The following is a 17,322-nucleotide window of genomic DNA, read 5'->3' as shown; positions in this document are numbered from 1 at the left end:
TAACATTCACTAAACACTTTAATAACAGTAACTTCAGTAATTGCACCTTATTAATTATTCAATTTTTTTGAATCTAATTTTTAATGTGTGAGTTCAAATAAAAAGAAAAGAAATGTAGAGGTTGTAGTAATTTCTGATGTTCATTTAGGAACTTATGGTTGCCACGCAAAAGAACTTTTAAGATACTTAAAAAGTATCAACCCTAAAACAATAATTCTTAACGGAGATATCATTGATATTTGGCAATTTAGTAAACGCTATTGGCCAAAAGAGCATATGAAAGTTATCAAATTTTTAATAGGTTGGATTTCTGAAGGTAAAGAGGTTTACTACATTACAGGAAACCATGATGAAATGTTACGGAAATTTGTAGATTTTGGAATGGGCTCATTTTCAATTAAAAATAAAGTAGTCCTTGAATTAGATGGTAAAAAAGCCTGGTTTTTTCATGGTGATGTTTTTGATGTCACTATGGAACATTCAAAATGGTTAGCAAAACTTGGCGCAAAAGGATACGACTTATTGATACTTATAAATAAAGTAGTTAACAATATCAGTGAATTTTTTGGAAAAGGAAAAATTTCATTATCTAAAAAAATTAAAGACAGTGTAAAATCAGCTGTAAAATTTATCAATAATTTTGAGGAGATAGTGACAAATATTGCAATTCAAAATAAATTTGATTATGCAGTTTGTGGCCATATACATCAACCTATTATTAAAAATGTTGTAACAAGTGATGGGAAAGTTACTTATTTAAATTCCGGTGACTGGATTGAAAATTTAACAGCCTTAGAGTACAAAAATAAAAAGTGGTCTTTGTATAAATATAATGATGCTCATTACCAAAAAGAAGATATCAAAGAAATTAATATCATAGATAAATCTGCTAAAGAAATATTTGGAGAATTAATAGCAGATTTTAATTTTAAGAACTAATGAAAATATTATACGCCATACAAGGCACAGGAAATGGGCATTTAAGTAGAGCTAAAGAAGTTATTCCTGCATTATTAAATAGAGCGCAAGTAGCTATTTTAATTAGCGGTACACAAGCTGAAGTAACTTTAGACCAAAAAGTAAATTATATTTATAAAGGTCTTAGTTTTTATTTTGGTAAAAAAGGCGGTATAGATTTTTTTAAGACTGTTACAAAGAACAATATTTTTAGAGTTTTAAGAGAAATTAAAAAATGCCCTGTAAAAGAATACGATTTAGTAATCAATGATTTTGAGCCAATCTCTGCATGGGCTTGTAAATTAAGAGGTGTAAAATGCATAACATTAAGTCACCAAGGAGCTTTATATACTGAAAACGTACCTAGGCCATATCATTTTGATCTAATAGGAAGTTTCATTATTAAAAATTATGCAAAAAGTAAAAACAATTATGGGTTTCATTTTAAAAAATATAATGAAAATGTCTATACACCAATTATAAGAAACAACATTCGCTTATTAAAACGTACAGAAAAAGAGCATTATACAGTTTATTTACCATCTTATTCTGATCAGAATATTATAGACGTACTTTCAAAAATTAAAGGTGTAAAATGGAAAGTTTTTTCTAAGGAAACCAAAGAATATTATCAAAATAAAAACGTATACATTAAACCAATAAATAGTGAAAAATTTGAAAAGTGTTTAGCCTCTTGCAAAGGTATTTTATGTGGAGCTGGTTTCGAAACTCCTGCAGAAGCAATTTTCTTAAAAAAGAAACTGTTAGTAATTCCAATGAAAAACCAATACGAACAAGCTTTTAATGCTAAAGCTCTTGAAGAACTTGGAGTTCAAACTTTAAAAACCTTAAAAAAGAAAGACATTTCTAAAATTAAAAATTGGATTGAAAGCGATACTAAAGTAACATTAGAATTTCCCAATGAAACCCAACAAATAATTGATCATATTTTATATGAATTTATTGAAAAAGAAAATGTTGCAGTATTAGAAATTATTTAGAATTTTTCCAATATTGAGGTTTTGTTTCTTCAGTAACCTGATTCCAATAATCTTGTGTTACTTTATGTCCATCAAGCGTTTTTAGTTTACGTTCAAACACCCAAATAGTTGGGTTAAAAACCATATCTGTTGTTGCAACTGTATACAATTGAGGGTCTTCTTCTGTTTTCTTTTTTGCTTCTTCAATAACTACTTCAAAACCGTTATGCTCTAATAATTTTTTAAGAAAGTCTTTACGGTTTTCATCTATATTTTTTTCAATAAAAGTAACTCTTGTTTCTCCAATACTTCCAAATGAATGTTTTCCTTCTAATCCCATAACTTCTTAATTAAAAACGCTGCTTAATTGATAAATGTATTCGTATAACGGACTGTATAAACCTAAAACCATAATACCTATTACGGTAATTAATAAGCCCAAACGCATATAAATTTTGTTTTTGAAATGTGGAATTGGATTTTCCCCTTTTCTTAAAAACATAGCTCTAACAACTAATAAATAGTAATATAAAGAGATTGTTACATTCACAACTGCTAAAAATACCAATAAGTAATACCCTTCACTTGCTGCTGCCGTAAATAAGAAAAACTTACCAAAAAAACCAGCAACAGGTGGTATCCCAGCCAATGAAAACAATGCTAAAAGCATGACTAAACTTAAGTTAGGATTTGTTCTATACAAGCCTTCATAATCGCTCATATTTTCTTTTCCAGTTTTTAAAGATATTGCCTGAACAACTCCAAAAGCTGCTAAATTTGAGAAAATGTAAATCATTACAAAATAAACAACAGTAGCAGTTCCTAATTGTGTTCCTGAAATTAACCCTAACAATATAAATCCAGCTTGCGCAATAGATGAAAAAGCTAAAAAGCGTTTCATATTTTGTTGGCGTATTGCAAATAAGTTACCTATAAACATAGTAGCAATTGCTATTACATACACCATATTTTCCCAAACGTGCATTAAAGGTCTAAAAATGGTAAACAACAATATCATTAAAATAAATACGGCGGCACCTTTTGAAATAACTGATAAATACGATGCAACACTAATTGGCGCTCCTTCATAAACATCAGCTGTCCAGAAATGAAATGGTACTAACGATATTTTAAATGACAAGCCTGCAAAAAACAGTATAAAACCTAAAATAGTTAAATTGTTTGCTGAAATCACTCCAATAATATCATGAAAGAATATAGAACCTGAAGTTGCATACAATAATGAAATCCCAAATAAAGAAATTCCTGAAGCCAACCCTGCAGATAAAATTAATTTAATACCAGATTCACTTGAAATTCTTTTTGAAGTTTCGTAAGCAGCTAATGCAGCTACTGGTAAAGTTGATAATTCTAATCCTATATAGAACATTAAAAAGTCACCCGAAGAAATCATAAAATACATTCCTAATAATGAGGAAAATAATAAGATAAAAAATTCAGTTCCTTTGTCTTGTGCTACAATTTTTTCTTGAATCCAATCTGCTGATTGAAGCAACAAAATAAACACTCCAATATTCAACACATTTTTAAAGAAGTGTATTAAGCTATTTGTTTGAAAAGATCCACCAAACGCACTACATTCATTTATTGCTAAAAATCCTACAGCGGTATGAATACCGAATAAAAATATAGCCAAATGTACAATACTACTTTTCTTGTTTTTAGGTATAACTATTTCAGCTATTAATAACAATAGTATAATTGCTAGTAATATAAATTCTTGTCTCAATAATAAAAAATTACTAAAATCCATTTAGTTATCTGTTTTAATTTTATAATACTCCTTTAATAAACGGTTCTATACTTGCCATAATCATATCACTTAACCAAAGTGGTGCAACACCCATTGCTATAATTGGAATTAATAATAACAAAATACCTGTTCTTTCATACCAAGTTACTTTTGGTAAATCTTTAAAATCATCATTAACTAACGGCCCCATCATAATTTTTCCAACCAATCTAAGAATATAAACCGCTGTTACAACTATTGATGATACAGCTAAAATTGTTAAAATTCTATTAAACATACTAGGATTTTCAAAAGCACCCACAAAAATATTCATTTCAGCTACAAAACCACTAAATCCAGGTAATCCTAAATAAGCCATCCCAGTAATTACATAAATAGCACCAATAAAAGGTAAAACTTTCATCAGTCCTCCTAATTTTTTAATATCCCTTGTGTGCGTTCTTCCGTAAACCATTCCAATCAATGCAAAAAACATGGCTGTTAACAATCCATGTGATAAAGATTGAAGTATAGCTCCGTTCCAAGCAATTTTATTTAATGTTAATAAAGCAAATAAAACCAAGCCTAAGTGACTCACAGATGCATATGCATTTATGTATTTTAAATCGGTCTGTCTAATAGCTCCAAAAGCACCATAAACTACACCTATTGCCGCCAAAATTATAAAGAACCAAGACCAATGCATTGCTCCTGCTGGTAATAAAAACATAGCGATTCTAAAAACTCCATAACCTCCTAATTTCATTAATACACCTGCGTGAAGCATAGATACCGCAGTTGGTGCCGAAGCGTGACCATCAGGTGACCAAGTATGAAAAGGAAATAAAGCTCCAAGAACTGCAAATCCAATAAAAGTTAAAGGGAAAAATAATTTTTGAGCTTCAAAAGGAATGTTTACCTGTGCAATTTCTAAAATATTAAAAGTTAAAGCACCACCATCAGCGTTTGAGTTAAAGTAAATTCCTAAAACACCAACTAATAAAACTGCTGAAGCTCCCATTAACATTAATGTTAATTTCATTGCGGAATATTCTTTAGGCCCACTTCCCCAAATACCAATTAATAAATACATTGGTATTACAGCTATTTCGTAAAAAACAAACATGGTAAATAAATCTATAGAAATAAAGAATCCGTAAACTCCTGTAGCTAAAACTAAAAGAGATATAAAAAATTCTTTAGGTAAATCAGGCATTTTCCAAGAAATAAATACACCTGCAAGCACAACTATTGTTGTTAATGTAATTAATGCAACTGAAATACCATCTACACCAATAGCATAGTGTATATTAAACGGTTCAAACCAAACAAAATCTTTGGTAAAAATCATAATACCATCATTAACTGCTCGTTCTTTGAAATAAGCAAAAACTAAATTGATAGCCATTCCAAGTTGAAACATACTTCCAACCATTGAAACTAAGCGAGCCTGTTTTAAACCTTTTGTAAAAACTAAGGCTATAATTGTTAGTACAGGTACAACGACAAAGAGTGATAAAATATCCATATTAATTTGTTAGTTTGTCCATAAATAAATAAACAAGATTGCAAGTATTACAACCCCGGCTATAAAAGAGAAAGCATAATCTTGTACTTTACCAGATTGCATTCCTTTAATTCTATTAGAAATTACAACTGTTTTATTACCGATACCTTCCATAGTTGCATCAACAATTTTCTTATCGAATTTTGCAATTGGTGCTGCTATTAGGTTAAATATTATTTTTTTTGTTACGAATAAGTAAACTTCATCAATGTAAAATTTATTATAAGTCCATTTATAAAACGCTCCAAATGCATTTGAAAATTTACTAGCTAAGTTATTTTCTTTTTTGTAGAATACCCATGCTAAAGCAATTCCAATTAAACCAACCGAAACAGCAACGGCTGCCAATGGGTAATTCAAGTGAGCTTCAAAACCCGCTCTATCAGCAGTAACATATTTACTGAATGGAATAAAACCACCAAGAAGACTTATTAATGCTAATACCATTAATGGAAAAGTCATTGATATAGGTGATTCATGTGGCGCATGTTTGTATTGCGTATCTTTTCCCCAGAAAATCCCAAAGTAAAGTCTAAACATATAAAAAGCCGTTAATCCAGCTACTAAAACTCCGCTAAAATAAATTAATTTATTGCTTTCAAAAGCAGCTACTAAAATTTCATCTTTACTAAAAAAACCTGATGTTAAAGGGAAACCAGAAATTGCAAGTGCCGCAATTAAAAAGGTAATATTTGTAATAGGCATATACTTGCGTAAACTACCCATATCTTTTAAATAATTACTATGAACTGCGTGTATAACTGAACCTGCCCCTAAGAATAGTAACGCTTTAAACATTGCGTGTGTAAACAAATGGAACATAGAGGCCATATAACCTACCCCTTCGTGACCTTCATATTTTGAAACACCTAAAGCTAACATCATATAACCAATTTGTGACATTGTTGAGAATGCTAGCACACGTTTTATATCAGTTTGAGTTATCGCAATTATTGCAGCAAATAATGATGAGAAAGCACCTACATAAGCTACAATATTTAACGCGTAACCATCTTCAACAAAATAAAACATTGGAAAGAGTCTTGCCACCAAATAAACACCAGCAACAACCATTGTTGCAGCGTGAATTAAAGCAGAAACTGGTGTTGGACCTTCCATTGCATCTGGCAACCAAATGTGTAAAGGAAACATTGCAGATTTTCCTGCGCCTCCAATAAATATTAATAGTAATGCCCAAGTAATAACTGACAATCCCATAAATGAAGTGGGAGCCCAGTCTAAAAATAACGTTCCAGTTTCATGATTTACAGCATTTAAAGTTCCAAAATCATAAGTTCCAGTATAATAACCGATAATTAAAATCCCTACTAAGAAACCTAAATCTGCAAAACGAGTTACAATAAAAGCTTTTTTTGCTGCTGATACTGCAGAAGGTTTAGTGTAATAATATCCTATTAATAAGAAAGAAGAAACACCAACTAATTCCCAAAAAATATAAATTTGGAAAAGATTTGTTGCTAAAACCAACCCATACATTGAAAATGAAAATAATGATAGAAAAGCAAAAAACCGTGTATAACCATCATCACCTTTCATATAACCTCTACTGTAGATATGCACCATTAATGACACAATTGAAACTACAATTAACATCATTATAGATATTGGATCAATTAATACACCCATATCTATATGTAATGTATCCGTAAAATTCATCCAAACAGTCTTTTTAACAATTGCTTGGTAAACACCATCTACTTTACCATATACAAAAAAGTATTGGTAAGCGGTATAAAATGATAGTATTAACGAGGTTGTTAAGCCTGCAACACCAATGTATCCGGAAACAGCCGGTTTAATTTTTTGACTAAAAATTCCTAAGAGTAAAAATACTGCTAGCGGAATTAACGGAATTAATATTGTATAAGTTATATCCATATTTTCTAATATTAATACTTCATAATTTCAGTGTCCTTAACTTCTACAGAAGCAATTTGTCTGTAAAGGTTAATTATTATAGAAATAGCCAATGCAGTTTCAGCAGCAGCTACAGCAATAATAAAAATTGAAAAGAAAACGCCTTGTAACATATCTGGGTATAAATACTTGTTGATAACAACAAAATTTATAACGGAGGCATTTAAGATTAATTCAACTGACATTAAAATTGAAATCAGGTTTTTTCTTGTGATAAATCCATAAACCCCAATAAAAAATAAGATAGAGGTTACGGTTAATATTTCGTATATGCTAATTCCGGCTATCATACGGTGTCATTTTTTTTGTTGGTTAGTTTTGTTCCCTTAGCAATAACTATTGCTCCAATCATAGATGCCAATAATAAGATACTAATCACTTCAAAAGGCAAAATAAATCCGCCAGCTTCATAGCTTAATAGTCCAAGACCAATATCTTCAGTAGTGGTGGTGATTGAATTTTCAACAACTGTAAATTCGTGAGAATAAATAGTAGTTAAAAATACTCCCAAACCTAATAAACTGGCAATACCTACCAATATTCTTTTTGAAACTTTCGCAATCTCTAATTCCATTTCAATATGATGTACTAACATTACTGAAAATATTAGTAATACAATAATACCTCCCGCATACACTGTAAGTTGAATTGCAGCTAAGAAATTATAATCTATTAAGAAGTAAATTCCTGCTATTCCAATAAGTGAGAATAGCAAATAAATTACTGATCGTAGCATTTTTTTGCTTGAAACAGATGCTATAGCAAATACAATTATGATAAATGCTAAAATGTAAAATATAATTTTTTCCATATCTCTAGTCTTCTATTCCTGCTTTAACTTTAGATCCAGGCTTGTTTAAAACTTTTGTTAAATAACTTCTGTCATATACAGAATTCTCAAAATTTTGAGCCCATAAAATTGCATCTGTAGGACAAGCTTCAACACATAAACCACACATAGTACACATTCCTAAATGGTAAATGTGTTGATCTATCATTTTTTTCTTTTTCCCAGTTTCAGCATCTATTTGTCTGTCCCAAATAATTTCAATACTTCCGTTTGGACAAGCCAACTCACATTTTTGGCAACCTGTACAACAGTGTTCATTGTTTTCATCATGTGGCATTACAACCTCACCACGAAAACGATCAAACATTTTTAATGTTTCTCTATTGTCTGGGTATTCTTGTGTAATTGCTCCTTTCCTTGCGGTTATAAAATACTTTCCGGTAACACTCATACCCGTAAGCAGTGTTTTTATTCCATTATATATATTTCCAAAATAACTCATAATTTCTAAAATTGAATTGTTAAGTTAAGCCAAACAATTAATGCCATAATAACTAGGTTAAGTAGGTTTAAAGGCAATAAATATTTCCATTCTAAGGTTAACAATTGATCAATTCTTAATCTAGGAAATGTCCATCTAAACCACATCATTAAAAATACAAGGATTAAAGCTTTTCCTAAAAACCAAAATATACCTAACCAGGGAAGAGATTCAGTGATACCGAATGGTGATAACCAAGCTCCAAAAAATACAGTGGTTGCTATTGCAGCTATAATAAACATGTTTATAAATTCAGCTAAAAAGAAATAAGCAAATTTCATCCCTGAATATTCGGTATGAAAACCTGCACCTAATTCAGATTCAGCTTCAACCATATCAAAGGGCGCTCTATTCGTCTCAGCAGTACCTGCAATCATATAAATCATAAATGCAATTACAGCAGGAATATGCCCTTGAACTATTAGCCAGCCATTTTTTTGGACTTCAACAATTTCTGAAAGTTGTAAAGAACCCGTAATTAAAACCATTGTTAGTAATGATAAACCAACAGATAATTCATAACTTATAGTTTGTACACCACTACGCATGGCTCCAATTAAAGCAAATTTGTTATTACTACTCCAACCTCCTAACAAAATTCCAATAACTCCAATTGAAGAAATTGCTAATAAAAATAAAATTCCAATATTGATATCAAATGCTTGAAATTCTTGTGTGAAAGGGAAAACTGCCAATGCCATTAAAGCCGAAACAATAACAAAGTAAGGAGCTAAATTGTATAAAAATTTATCAGCCTTTACGGTTCCTGTTAATTCTTTTGAAACTAATTTTAAGGCATCTGCCATTGTTTGTAACAATCCCCACCATCCAACTCTGTTTGGCCCAATACGTAATTGAAACCAAGCTGCTACTTTTCTTTCTAATAAAACTAGGTATAAACCTGCAACTGCAAAAATGGCTAAATAAATTAAAGCAATAATAACCATTGTTACAATGCTTGCTACACCTTCAGACATCATGCCTACAAGTAAGTCTTGAATGGTTTTTGTTATATTTAATGATATATTCATTGTGTTATTTTTAACGGTCTATATCTGGTACTACAATATCTAAAGTTGCCATTGACGCAACTAAATCTCCAATTTTACCACCTACTGCAATATGATTTAGCAATGATATATTTGAAAAACCTGGAGAACGGAATTTAAGACGATACGGATTTTTAGTTCCAGTACTTACAACATACACTCCTAATTCACCTCTGGCAGTTTCAACTTTTTGATAAAATTCTCCTTTTGGTAATTTAATTACAGCATTTGTAGCAACTTGATGGTCTCCTTCAGGAATGTTATCAATTAATTGTTCAATGATAGACATTGATTCCCACATTTCTTGAATTCTAACTTCATAACGAGCTAAACTATCTCCTTCAGTTCTTAATGCTTCTTTAAATGTAACTTTATCTAAAGCACTATATGGATGGTATTTTCTAACATCACAAGAATAACCTGAGCCACGTCCAACAGGACCTGATGCTCCAAATGAAATGGCATCTTCTTTTGATAAAATACCAACACCTTTCATCCTTTTTTGAAAAATTACATTTCCAGTTAAAAGTTTATCGTATTCAGGTAATTTTGTTTTAAAATGAGCAATAAAATCCTTTGTTCTTTTTACAAAATTTGGATGAATATCAAACATTAGTCCACCAGGAATATTGTAGTTCATTGTTAAACGAGCACCACAAGTTTCTTCAAAAATATCGTTAATTAATTCACGATCTCTAAATCCTAAGAAATAAGTTGTTAATGCACCAACATCCATTCCCATAACACCCCACCATAATTGATGAGACGCTAAACGAGTTAATTCACCAATAATGGTTCTTATTACTTTAACACGTTCTGGAACTTCAATTTCAAGTGCGTTTTCAACGGTTAAACAAACAGCTTCATTATTAATGTGTGATGATAAATAATCCATTCTATCCGTTAAATGAACTATTTGCTGATAGCTATCTCGTTCACACATTTTTTCGATAGAACGGTGAATATATCCTAAATCTGGTTCAACTTTTTTAATAATTTCACCATCTATGGTTAATAATAAACGTAAAACACCATGCGTTGCAGGGTGTTGAGGTCCCATATTAATGAAATAATCTTCAGATTTTAAGTTATTTATTGCAATATTTGTATCCATAATTACTTATTTGATAACCATATTAATTTCATCTACATAATCTTTTCTTAGTGGAAATCCATCCCAGTCTTCAGTTAAAAAGAGTCTTTTTAAATTTGGATGATTGCTGAATATTATTCCAAAGAAATCAAACACTTCACGCTCGTGAAAATCTGCAGTAAGCCAAATGTCAGAAACCGTATCAAATGTTGGATTTTCTCTATCTTCGGTTTTTACTTTTACTACAATAATGTGTCTGTGAGTAGTAGATTCTATATGGTATACAACACCTAATTCTTTTCCCCAATCAATACCGCTTACGCAAAACAAATAATCAAAATTAGTTTCACTATTTGTTTTTAATTGAGACATTAGTTGGTGCAATTGTTCTGGTTGAACAGTTATATTTAAGAACTGAGAGCCTTCTTCAGTGAATTCCAATTCAGGAATCCAACTGCTTATTAAATTTTGTAATGCTTCGTTAGTCATAAGTTCAATTTTAAAGTCCTTCATCAAATCCATCAATTGGATTTACTTTATGCTTCATGTTTTCAGTTCTAATTTTTTCTTGAAGCATTAGCATACCTTCTAACAGAGCTTCTGGACGTGGAGGGCAACCTGGAACGTAAACATCCACAGGAATCACATGATCTGCACCTTTTACAACAGAATATGAATTATAATAAAACGGACCACCTGATATAGCACAAGCACCCATAGCAATAACGTATTTAGGCTCAGCCATTTGATCGTATAAACGACGTAAAACTGGTGCCATTTTATTTACAATGGTTCCTGCTATAATAATTAAATCGGCTTGTCTTGGGGAAGGCCGTGCAACTTCAAATCCAAATCTTGAATAATCGTGACGCGCAGCTCCTGTTTGCATCATTTCAATTGCACAACAACTGGTACCAAAATAAAGAGACCAAAGCGAATTTGATCTACCCCAGTTAATTATTTTATCTAATGAAGTAACTATTACGTTTGCTCCATTTCCAGCGGGAATTACTTTTCCCGGAAAATCAGCTGGTATTTCTGGAACTTTCATATTAGGTTCCAACTGACTTATAAATCGTTTTTTATCTACTCCCATTTTAATGCTCCTTTTTTCCAAGCGTATAATAATCCCAAACCTAATATGACAAGAAATATCATAATTTCAATAAAAGCAACTGCTCCAACACCTTTAAACACAACTGCCCAAGGAATTAAAAACGCAACTTCTACATCAAAAATTAAGAACAAAATTGCAAATAAGTAGTAACCAACTTTAAATTGAACCCAAGTTGGGCCAATTGTTGTCATACCACTTTCATAAGGCTCTCGCTTTTGTGGATTGTCTGATTTATGTGAAATTAAATTTGATAAAAAATTTGCGCCTGCAACTAAAATAACTCCTGCAAGTAAAAATACAATAATGGCTTCTGATCCCATTTTTTATACACTTTTTTATTAGCCTATAAAAGTAGTAGATTAAATAATTCTTTCTAGTACTTTTAAATATTATTATTAATGAACAAAAGTAAATAAATGCAACAAAAAAAAACCTGACTAAAGTCAGGTGTTTTTGTAATAATTATTACTTAACTTCATATGTTTCTCCTGAGAAAAACAAATCATCTGTTTTTTTGAATTTTGAATTTGCTTTTACTTGTTTTGTTAAAGCATCTTCACGTTCTTCTAGGGTAACATCATCAAAACTTCTAATAATTCCTGTTGCGACTGGATATTCTAATCTTACCAACATTTGGTGCATAGTTGGGTCTTTTTCTTTAGCATCATGTACTAAAAGATCTTCTTGCGTAATACCATTTTCACCTATTGTAACAACTTCTAATTTCAATTTGTTAAGCACCAAACCTTTATCACGATTTTTACCAAAAATCATTGGTTTTCCATGCTCTAAGAAAATTTGTTTATCTTCTTTTACGTTTTTATCTGTGATGTAATTATAACAACCATCATTAAAAATTACACAATTTTGTAAAACTTCAACAAGTGATGTTCCCTTAAACTTATGGGCATCAATTAAAATTTGTGTAATATCTTTAGGTACATTACCTCCAATTCTTCCAAAGAAACGTGCTCCAGCTCCTAATGCTAATTCTCCTGGTGTGAATGGTGGTTGTGTATTCCCATAAGGAGAAGATTTAGTTTTTTGACCAACTAATGAAGTTGGAGAGAATTGACCTTTTGTTAAACCATAAATTTCATTGTTAAATAGAATAATATTTAAATCTATATTTCTACGTAATACATGAATAAAGTGGTTACCTCCAATAGCCATTGCATCTCCATCTCCTGTTGCAATCCAAACACTTAAATTAGGATTGGCTAATTTTACTCCTGAAGCAATTCCTGGTGCTCTACCATGAATAGTATGCATCCCATAAGTATTCATATAATACGGAAAACGAGATGAACATCCAATTCCTGATACAAATACAACATTCTCTCTTTTAACTCCCATTTCTGGAAGTGCTTTTTGCATTGAACGTAAAATTACGTAGTCATCACAACCTGGACACCATCTTACTTCTTGATCGCTTGTAAAATCTTTAAATGTATATTTTTGTTCTGTAGTTGCTTCCATAACTAGTCTACTAATTTTTTAAATTCTTCTATTAGTTCATTGTTTCCAAAAGGTAATCCTTGGATTTTATTTTTTTGATAAAACTTAAATCCTTCAAAATTAATTCTTAAAATTTTAGCAAACTGTCCATCGTTTAATTCACAAACAATAATTTTTTTGAATCTTTTTAATAATTCTTCCGTGTTTTTTGGAAGCGGATTGATATAATTGAAATGTGCAAAACCAATTTTTGTATAACCTTCTTCATTTATTTGCTTCACTGCTGAATGTAAAGAACCATAAGTTCCTCCCCAACCAATTACTAATAAATCTCCTGAGTCTGCAAATTCTGTTTTAATCTCTGGAATATAATTTTTTACTCTTTCAATTTTTTCTGCTCTTGTCCTCGTCATTATTTCATGATTTTCAGGAGCTTGAGAAACATTACCTGTAAGACTATCTTTTTCTAATCCCCCTACTCTATGCTCTAAACCTGCTGTTCCTGGAATTGCCCAATCACGAGCCAATGTTTTTTCATCTCTATTATAAGGATGCCAGTTTTCAACAACTTCTTTAGTTTGTCTATGTTTAATTTCAGGTAAATCATCAACACTTTGTATTTTCCATGGTGCCGATCCATTTGCAATATAACCATCCGTTAATAAAATTACTGGTGTCATATGTTCTAAAGCCAATTTAGAAGCTTCAAATGCAAATCTAAAACAGTCTGCAGGTGTACTTGCTGCAATAACAATTACAGGACTTTCACCGTTTCTACCATACATTGCTTGTAATAAATCTGATTGTTCAGTTTTTGTTGGCAAACCTGTTGAAGGACCTCCACGTTGAACATTTACAACAACCAAAGGTAATTCCATAATCATAGCTAAACCTAAAGCTTCCCCTTTTAAAGCTAACCCAGGACCTGAAGTTGTAGTAATAGCTAAATCTCCAGCAAATGAAGCTCCAATAGCAGATGCAATTCCTGCAATTTCATCTTCAGCTTGAAAAGCTTTTACTCCGAAATGTTTATGTTTAACCAATTCGTGTAAAATGTCTGTAGCTGGAGTAATTGGATATGAACCTAAAAATAATTCTAATCCAGATTTTTCAGCTGCCGCTAAAAACCCCCATGCTGTTGCAGTGTTACCCATAATAACTCTATAGGTTCCTGCGTTCATTTTTGCAGGTGAAATTGTATATGAATTAGGAATCAATTCTAATGTTTCTGCAAAAAAGTATCCAGCATTTAATACTCTTGTGTTTGCTTCAATTAAATTTGGTTTCGTTTTAAACTTTTTATTAAAAAAATCTATCGTATGCATTTTATCTCTTCCATACATCCAATAAACCATCCCAAGGGCAAACATGTTTTTGCTTCGAGTTATAGATTTATTATCCAAACCTTCAACTTCTTTTAATGCTTCTTTTGTTAAAGAAGTCATATCAACTTGAATAACTCTATAGTTTTCAAGACTGTTATCATCTAATGGATTTGAAGTATATTCAGCTTTTTCTAAATTCTTTTTTGAGAAAGAATTTGTATCAACAATAATTGTGTGTCCAGGTTTTAAAGCATATAAGTTAGTTTTCAAACCTGCAGGATTCATTGCTACCAATAAATCTAAACTATCACCAGGGGTACTTATTTCAACACTACCTATATGGACTTGAAATCCAGAAACTCCATATAAACTTCCTTGAGGAGCTCTAATTTCTGAAGGATAGTTAGGGAATGTGGCTATATCATTACCAAACATTGCAGAAGTGTCAGAAAATTGTGTTCCTGTTAATTGCATTCCATCACCTGAATCGCCAACAAATCTTATAACAACGGAATCGATTACTTCTGGTTGGAGTTTTTCTTTAGTTGTGATCATAATATATGATAATTAAAAAAATTTATTTAAATTTATACAAATAATTCTACACAAAATTATTTAGCGTCAAATTTATATTTACTTTTTAGAATACTAAATGACTTTTGTCACATAAAATTGTTTAAAATTATTTAATTTTGTTCATTAATAATCAATAATTAAAATTAACAAATATGGCTATTAGAATAACAGACGAATGCATTAACTGTGATGCATGTATTTCGGAATGTCCAAACAATGCAATATACGAACCAGATTCAGAATGGGCGTATGCAGATGGAACTTCATTAAGTGGTACTGTAACTACACCTAGTGGTGAAGAAGTAGATGCAAATGAAATGCACGAAGCAAAATCTGATGAATTTTATTTTATTGTAACTGATAAATGCACTGAGTGTAAAGGTTTCCATGATGAACCTCAATGTGCTTCTGTTTGTCCAGTTGATTGTTGTATTCTTGATGAAGAGCATGAAGAAACTGAAGAACAATTAACAGCTAAAAAAGCTTGGTTACACGGAGAGTAATTTCGTTAAAATTAAACATAAAAAAAGCATCTTTTTAAAGGTGCTTTTTTTATGTGAAATTGAAAAAATTATATAACTTCATTTAAATTTTTATAACCTACCCCCTTATTTCAGAACAAAAAAGAAACAGAATTTTCGTAAATGTTTGAAATAATTGATGCTTATTTAGGAAAATCGAAAAAGCAGAAAATTGATTTTAAAAATTATACAATCCTTTTCCTGTATCTTTGCAAAAATCTTGTTTTAAACATAACACATGCAATTTAAAGACTTACAGTTAAACAAACCTATTTTAAGAGCTATTTCAGAAAAGAACTACGAGATAGCCACACCTGTTCAAGAACAAACGATTCCTTTAGTTTTAGCTAAAAAAGATGTAATTGCTTCTGCTCAAACAGGAACTGGAAAAACAGCTGCTTTTGCATTACCTATTTTACAATTATTATTTGATAAACAAGATGCCGGAAAAAAAGCAAAGAAAATAAGAGCTTTAGTAGTAAGCCCAACTCGTGAATTAGCCATTCAAATTGAAGAAAGCTTTAAAACTTATGGTAAATACACTAATTTAAAAACTACTGTTTTATTTGGAGGTGCTTCCATAGAACCTCAGAAAGATGTCTTAAAAAAAGGAGTGGATATTTTAATTGCAACCCCTGGTAGGTTATTAGATTTACACAAACAAGAATGTGTGAATTTGAGCTTTATTGAAACGTTGGTTTTAGATGAAGCCGATTTAATGTTAGATATGGGATTTATTGATGACATTAAGAAAATAGAGCGTTTATGCCCTAAAACCAAGCAAATATTATTATTTTCAGCAACAATGCCTGCAAAAGTAGTAGCATTAGCAAATACAATATTAAATAATCCTGAAACTATTGATGTAACTCCAAAATCTTCTACCGCTGAAACTGTAAATCAAGCTTTGTATTATGTTCCTAAAACTAAAAAAATGGAATTGTGTTTACACTTGTTAAGAAATACAATAAAAGGAGACATTCTTATTTTTAGACGAACAAAATTTGGCGTTGATAAGTTGGAAAAAATGCTACGTAAAAATGGATATAAAGTAGATAGTATTCATGGAGATAAATTACAAAAAGATAGAGAAACTGCCCTCAATAAATTTAAAGATAAAGAAATTAATATTTTAATTGCTACAGATGTTGCTTCACGAGGAATTGATATTAGCAACTTAGATGCTGTTATAAATTTTGACATTCCTAATATTCCTGAAACTTATATTCATAGAATTGGTAGAACTGGTAGAGCTGGTTTAACAGGAAACTCCTATTCTTTTTGTGCTGCAGATGAAAAAACATATATTGATTCTATCCAGAAATTAATAGATACAAAGATTCCCGTTGAAAAGGAACATCCTTATCCATTAGATCCAAATGCTAAACCTGAAGTTTTCATAAATAAAGAAAACGGGCCTAAGAAAAATAGAAAATCAGCAGGTTCTAAAAAAAATAAAAAACGTTGGTATTAAGGTTTAACTGAACACCAACGTTCGTTAAAATTTTACTATTTATCGTATTCTAGGATTAAAATCATTTGGTGCGTTTTGTGGTGAATTTGGATTTGTAATTAAACTATTTGAAACATCAGAATAAATTGTCCATTCGCTCACAGTAAAAGCTGTATTTGGCTCTAAAATAGCTAAATTTCTAAC

General features: G+C 30.8%; 18 protein-coding genes. 4 read left to right on the top strand and 14 right to left on the bottom strand.

What is annotated here, in order from left to right; all coding sequences use genetic code 11:
* Window positions 1-87: 87 nt before the first annotated feature.
* Together ABY863_RS05675 and ABY863_RS05670 are read left to right on the top strand one after the other, a co-directional pair.
* Window positions 88-939: a UDP-2,3-diacylglucosamine diphosphatase gene (locus tag ABY863_RS05675; protein WP_372793298.1), complete on the top strand. Its 852-nt coding sequence runs from the start codon at window positions 88-90 to the stop codon at window positions 937-939.
* Entirely contained in the window at window positions 939-1,958 is a 1,020-nt protein-coding gene (locus ABY863_RS05670) for a glycosyltransferase family protein (protein WP_372793297.1), read from the top strand. The genes ABY863_RS05675 and ABY863_RS05670 overlap by 1 nt, the downstream gene beginning before the upstream one ends.
* Here ABY863_RS05670 and ABY863_RS05665 read toward each other — a convergent pair.
* The 14 genes from ABY863_RS05665 to ABY863_RS05600 form a co-directional block, all read right to left on the bottom strand.
* Entirely contained in the window at window positions 1,951-2,277 is a 327-nt protein-coding gene (locus tag ABY863_RS05665) for a hypothetical protein (protein ID WP_372793296.1), read from the bottom strand. The two genes, ABY863_RS05670 and ABY863_RS05665, sit on opposite strands and share 8 nt — an antisense overlap.
* A 6-nt stretch (window positions 2,278-2,283) precedes the next feature.
* Window positions 2,284-3,711, bottom strand: coding sequence for an NADH-quinone oxidoreductase subunit N (locus ABY863_RS05660; RefSeq protein ID WP_372793295.1), 1,428 nt, complete (start codon window positions 3,709-3,711; stop codon window positions 2,284-2,286).
* A gap of 19 nt (window positions 3,712-3,730) precedes the next feature.
* Window positions 3,731-5,218 carry a NuoM family protein gene (locus ABY863_RS05655; RefSeq protein ID WP_372793294.1) on the bottom strand — a complete coding sequence of 496 codons (1,488 nt, stop codon included), beginning with the start codon at window positions 5,216-5,218 and terminating at the stop codon, window positions 3,731-3,733.
* A gap of 9 nt (window positions 5,219-5,227) precedes the next feature.
* Window positions 5,228-7,156, bottom strand: a complete 1,929-nt coding sequence (nuoL, locus tag ABY863_RS05650) for an NADH-quinone oxidoreductase subunit L (RefSeq protein ID WP_372793293.1) — start codon at window positions 7,154-7,156, stop codon at window positions 5,228-5,230.
* A gap of 11 nt (window positions 7,157-7,167) precedes the next feature.
* Window positions 7,168-7,485 carry an NADH-quinone oxidoreductase subunit NuoK gene (gene nuoK, locus ABY863_RS05645; RefSeq protein ID WP_372793292.1) on the bottom strand — a complete coding sequence of 106 codons (318 nt, stop codon included), beginning with the start codon at window positions 7,483-7,485 and terminating at the stop codon, window positions 7,168-7,170.
* Entirely contained in the window at window positions 7,482-8,006 is a 525-nt protein-coding gene (locus ABY863_RS05640; protein ID WP_372793291.1) for an NADH-quinone oxidoreductase subunit J, read from the bottom strand. The genes nuoK and ABY863_RS05640 overlap by 4 nt, the downstream gene beginning before the upstream one ends.
* Before the next feature lie 4 nt (window positions 8,007-8,010).
* A complete protein-coding gene (locus ABY863_RS05635) occupies window positions 8,011-8,487 on the bottom strand; it encodes a 4Fe-4S binding protein (RefSeq protein ID WP_372793290.1) in 477 nt (158 codons plus the stop codon).
* 5 nt (window positions 8,488-8,492) lie between these two features.
* Window positions 8,493-9,557 (bottom strand): NADH-quinone oxidoreductase subunit NuoH, encoded by a 1,065-nt coding sequence (gene nuoH / locus ABY863_RS05630; protein WP_372793289.1) that lies wholly within the window; start codon window positions 9,555-9,557, stop codon window positions 8,493-8,495.
* Between the two features lie 10 nt (window positions 9,558-9,567).
* Window positions 9,568-10,689 carry an NADH-quinone oxidoreductase subunit D gene (locus ABY863_RS05625; RefSeq protein WP_372793288.1) on the bottom strand — a complete coding sequence of 374 codons (1,122 nt, stop codon included), beginning with the start codon at window positions 10,687-10,689 and terminating at the stop codon, window positions 9,568-9,570.
* Between the two features lie 6 nt (window positions 10,690-10,695).
* Entirely contained in the window at window positions 10,696-11,157 is a 462-nt protein-coding gene (locus ABY863_RS05620) for an NADH-quinone oxidoreductase subunit C (protein ID WP_372793287.1), read from the bottom strand.
* A 10-nt stretch (window positions 11,158-11,167) separates the two neighbouring features.
* Entirely contained in the window at window positions 11,168-11,764 is a 597-nt protein-coding gene (locus ABY863_RS05615) for an NADH-quinone oxidoreductase subunit B (protein ID WP_372793286.1), read from the bottom strand.
* The gene (locus ABY863_RS05610; RefSeq protein ID WP_372793285.1) at window positions 11,755-12,105 is read right to left on the bottom strand and encodes an NADH-quinone oxidoreductase subunit A; all 351 of its coding nucleotides are present in this window, start codon (window positions 12,103-12,105) and stop codon (window positions 11,755-11,757) included. Before ABY863_RS05610 ends, ABY863_RS05615 begins: the two co-directional genes overlap by 10 nt.
* Window positions 12,106-12,250: 145 nt before the next feature.
* Window positions 12,251-13,264 carry a 2-oxoacid:ferredoxin oxidoreductase subunit beta gene (locus ABY863_RS05605; RefSeq protein WP_372793284.1) on the bottom strand — a complete coding sequence of 338 codons (1,014 nt, stop codon included), beginning with the start codon at window positions 13,262-13,264 and terminating at the stop codon, window positions 12,251-12,253.
* Between the two features lie 2 nt (window positions 13,265-13,266).
* Complete coding sequence (locus tag ABY863_RS05600) at window positions 13,267-15,123, bottom strand: 2-oxoacid:acceptor oxidoreductase subunit alpha (RefSeq protein WP_372793283.1); 1,857 nt, start codon at window positions 15,121-15,123, stop codon at window positions 13,267-13,269.
* A 173-nt stretch (window positions 15,124-15,296) separates the two neighbouring features.
* Here ABY863_RS05600 and ABY863_RS05595 point away from each other — a divergent pair, with 173 nt between their 5' ends.
* Both ABY863_RS05595 and ABY863_RS05590 read left to right on the top strand, forming a co-directional pair.
* Window positions 15,297-15,647, top strand: coding sequence for a 4Fe-4S binding protein (locus ABY863_RS05595; RefSeq protein WP_372793282.1), 351 nt, complete (start codon window positions 15,297-15,299; stop codon window positions 15,645-15,647).
* Window positions 15,648-15,903: 256 nt separating this feature from the next.
* A complete protein-coding gene (locus ABY863_RS05590) occupies window positions 15,904-17,139 on the top strand; it encodes a DEAD/DEAH box helicase (protein WP_372793281.1) in 1,236 nt (411 codons plus the stop codon).
* The last annotated feature ends 183 nt before the right edge of the window (window positions 17,140-17,322 follow it).

This window comes from Lutibacter sp. (assembly GCF_041562875.1).
Taxonomy (GTDB): Bacteria; Bacteroidota; Bacteroidia; order Flavobacteriales; family Flavobacteriaceae; genus Lutibacter.
The sequence above is the reverse complement of the archived record's forward strand: the minus strand, read 5'-3'. Positions and strand labels throughout refer to the sequence as shown.

Excerpts from the sequence above, each read along its gene's own strand:
- ABY863_RS05670 (WP_372793297.1), top strand. The coding sequence starts at position 939 with ATGAAAATATTATACGCCATACAAGGCACAGGAAATGGGCATTTAAGT.
- ABY863_RS05665 (WP_372793296.1), bottom strand. The coding sequence starts at position 2,277 with ATGGGATTAGAAGGAAAACATTCATTTGGAAGTATTGGAGAAACAAGA.
- ABY863_RS05660 (WP_372793295.1), bottom strand. The coding sequence starts at position 3,711 with ATGGATTTTAGTAATTTTTTATTATTGAGACAAGAATTTATATTACTA.
- ABY863_RS05655 (WP_372793294.1), bottom strand. The coding sequence starts at position 5,218 with ATGGATATTTTATCACTCTTTGTCGTTGTACCTGTACTAACAATTATA.
- nuoL (WP_372793293.1), bottom strand. The coding sequence starts at position 7,156 with ATGGATATAACTTATACAATATTAATTCCGTTAATTCCGCTAGCAGTA.
- nuoK (WP_372793292.1), bottom strand. The coding sequence starts at position 7,485 with ATGATAGCCGGAATTAGCATATACGAAATATTAACCGTAACCTCTATC.
- ABY863_RS05640 (WP_372793291.1), bottom strand. The coding sequence starts at position 8,006 with ATGGAAAAAATTATATTTTACATTTTAGCATTTATCATAATTGTATTT.
- ABY863_RS05635 (WP_372793290.1), bottom strand. The coding sequence starts at position 8,487 with ATGAGTTATTTTGGAAATATATATAATGGAATAAAAACACTGCTTACG.
- nuoH (WP_372793289.1), bottom strand. The coding sequence starts at position 9,557 with ATGAATATATCATTAAATATAACAAAAACCATTCAAGACTTACTTGTA.
- ABY863_RS05625 (WP_372793288.1), bottom strand. The coding sequence starts at position 10,689 with ATGGATACAAATATTGCAATAAATAACTTAAAATCTGAAGATTATTTC.
- ABY863_RS05620 (WP_372793287.1), bottom strand. The coding sequence starts at position 11,157 with ATGACTAACGAAGCATTACAAAATTTAATAAGCAGTTGGATTCCTGAA.
- ABY863_RS05615 (WP_372793286.1), bottom strand. The coding sequence starts at position 11,764 with ATGGGAGTAGATAAAAAACGATTTATAAGTCAGTTGGAACCTAATATG.
- ABY863_RS05610 (WP_372793285.1), bottom strand. The coding sequence starts at position 12,105 with ATGGGATCAGAAGCCATTATTGTATTTTTACTTGCAGGAGTTATTTTA.
- ABY863_RS05605 (WP_372793284.1), bottom strand. The coding sequence starts at position 13,264 with ATGGAAGCAACTACAGAACAAAAATATACATTTAAAGATTTTACAAGC.
- ABY863_RS05600 (WP_372793283.1), bottom strand. The coding sequence starts at position 15,123 with ATGATCACAACTAAAGAAAAACTCCAACCAGAAGTAATCGATTCCGTT.
- ABY863_RS05595 (WP_372793282.1), top strand. The coding sequence starts at position 15,297 with ATGGCTATTAGAATAACAGACGAATGCATTAACTGTGATGCATGTATT.
- ABY863_RS05590 (WP_372793281.1), top strand. The coding sequence starts at position 15,904 with ATGCAATTTAAAGACTTACAGTTAAACAAACCTATTTTAAGAGCTATT.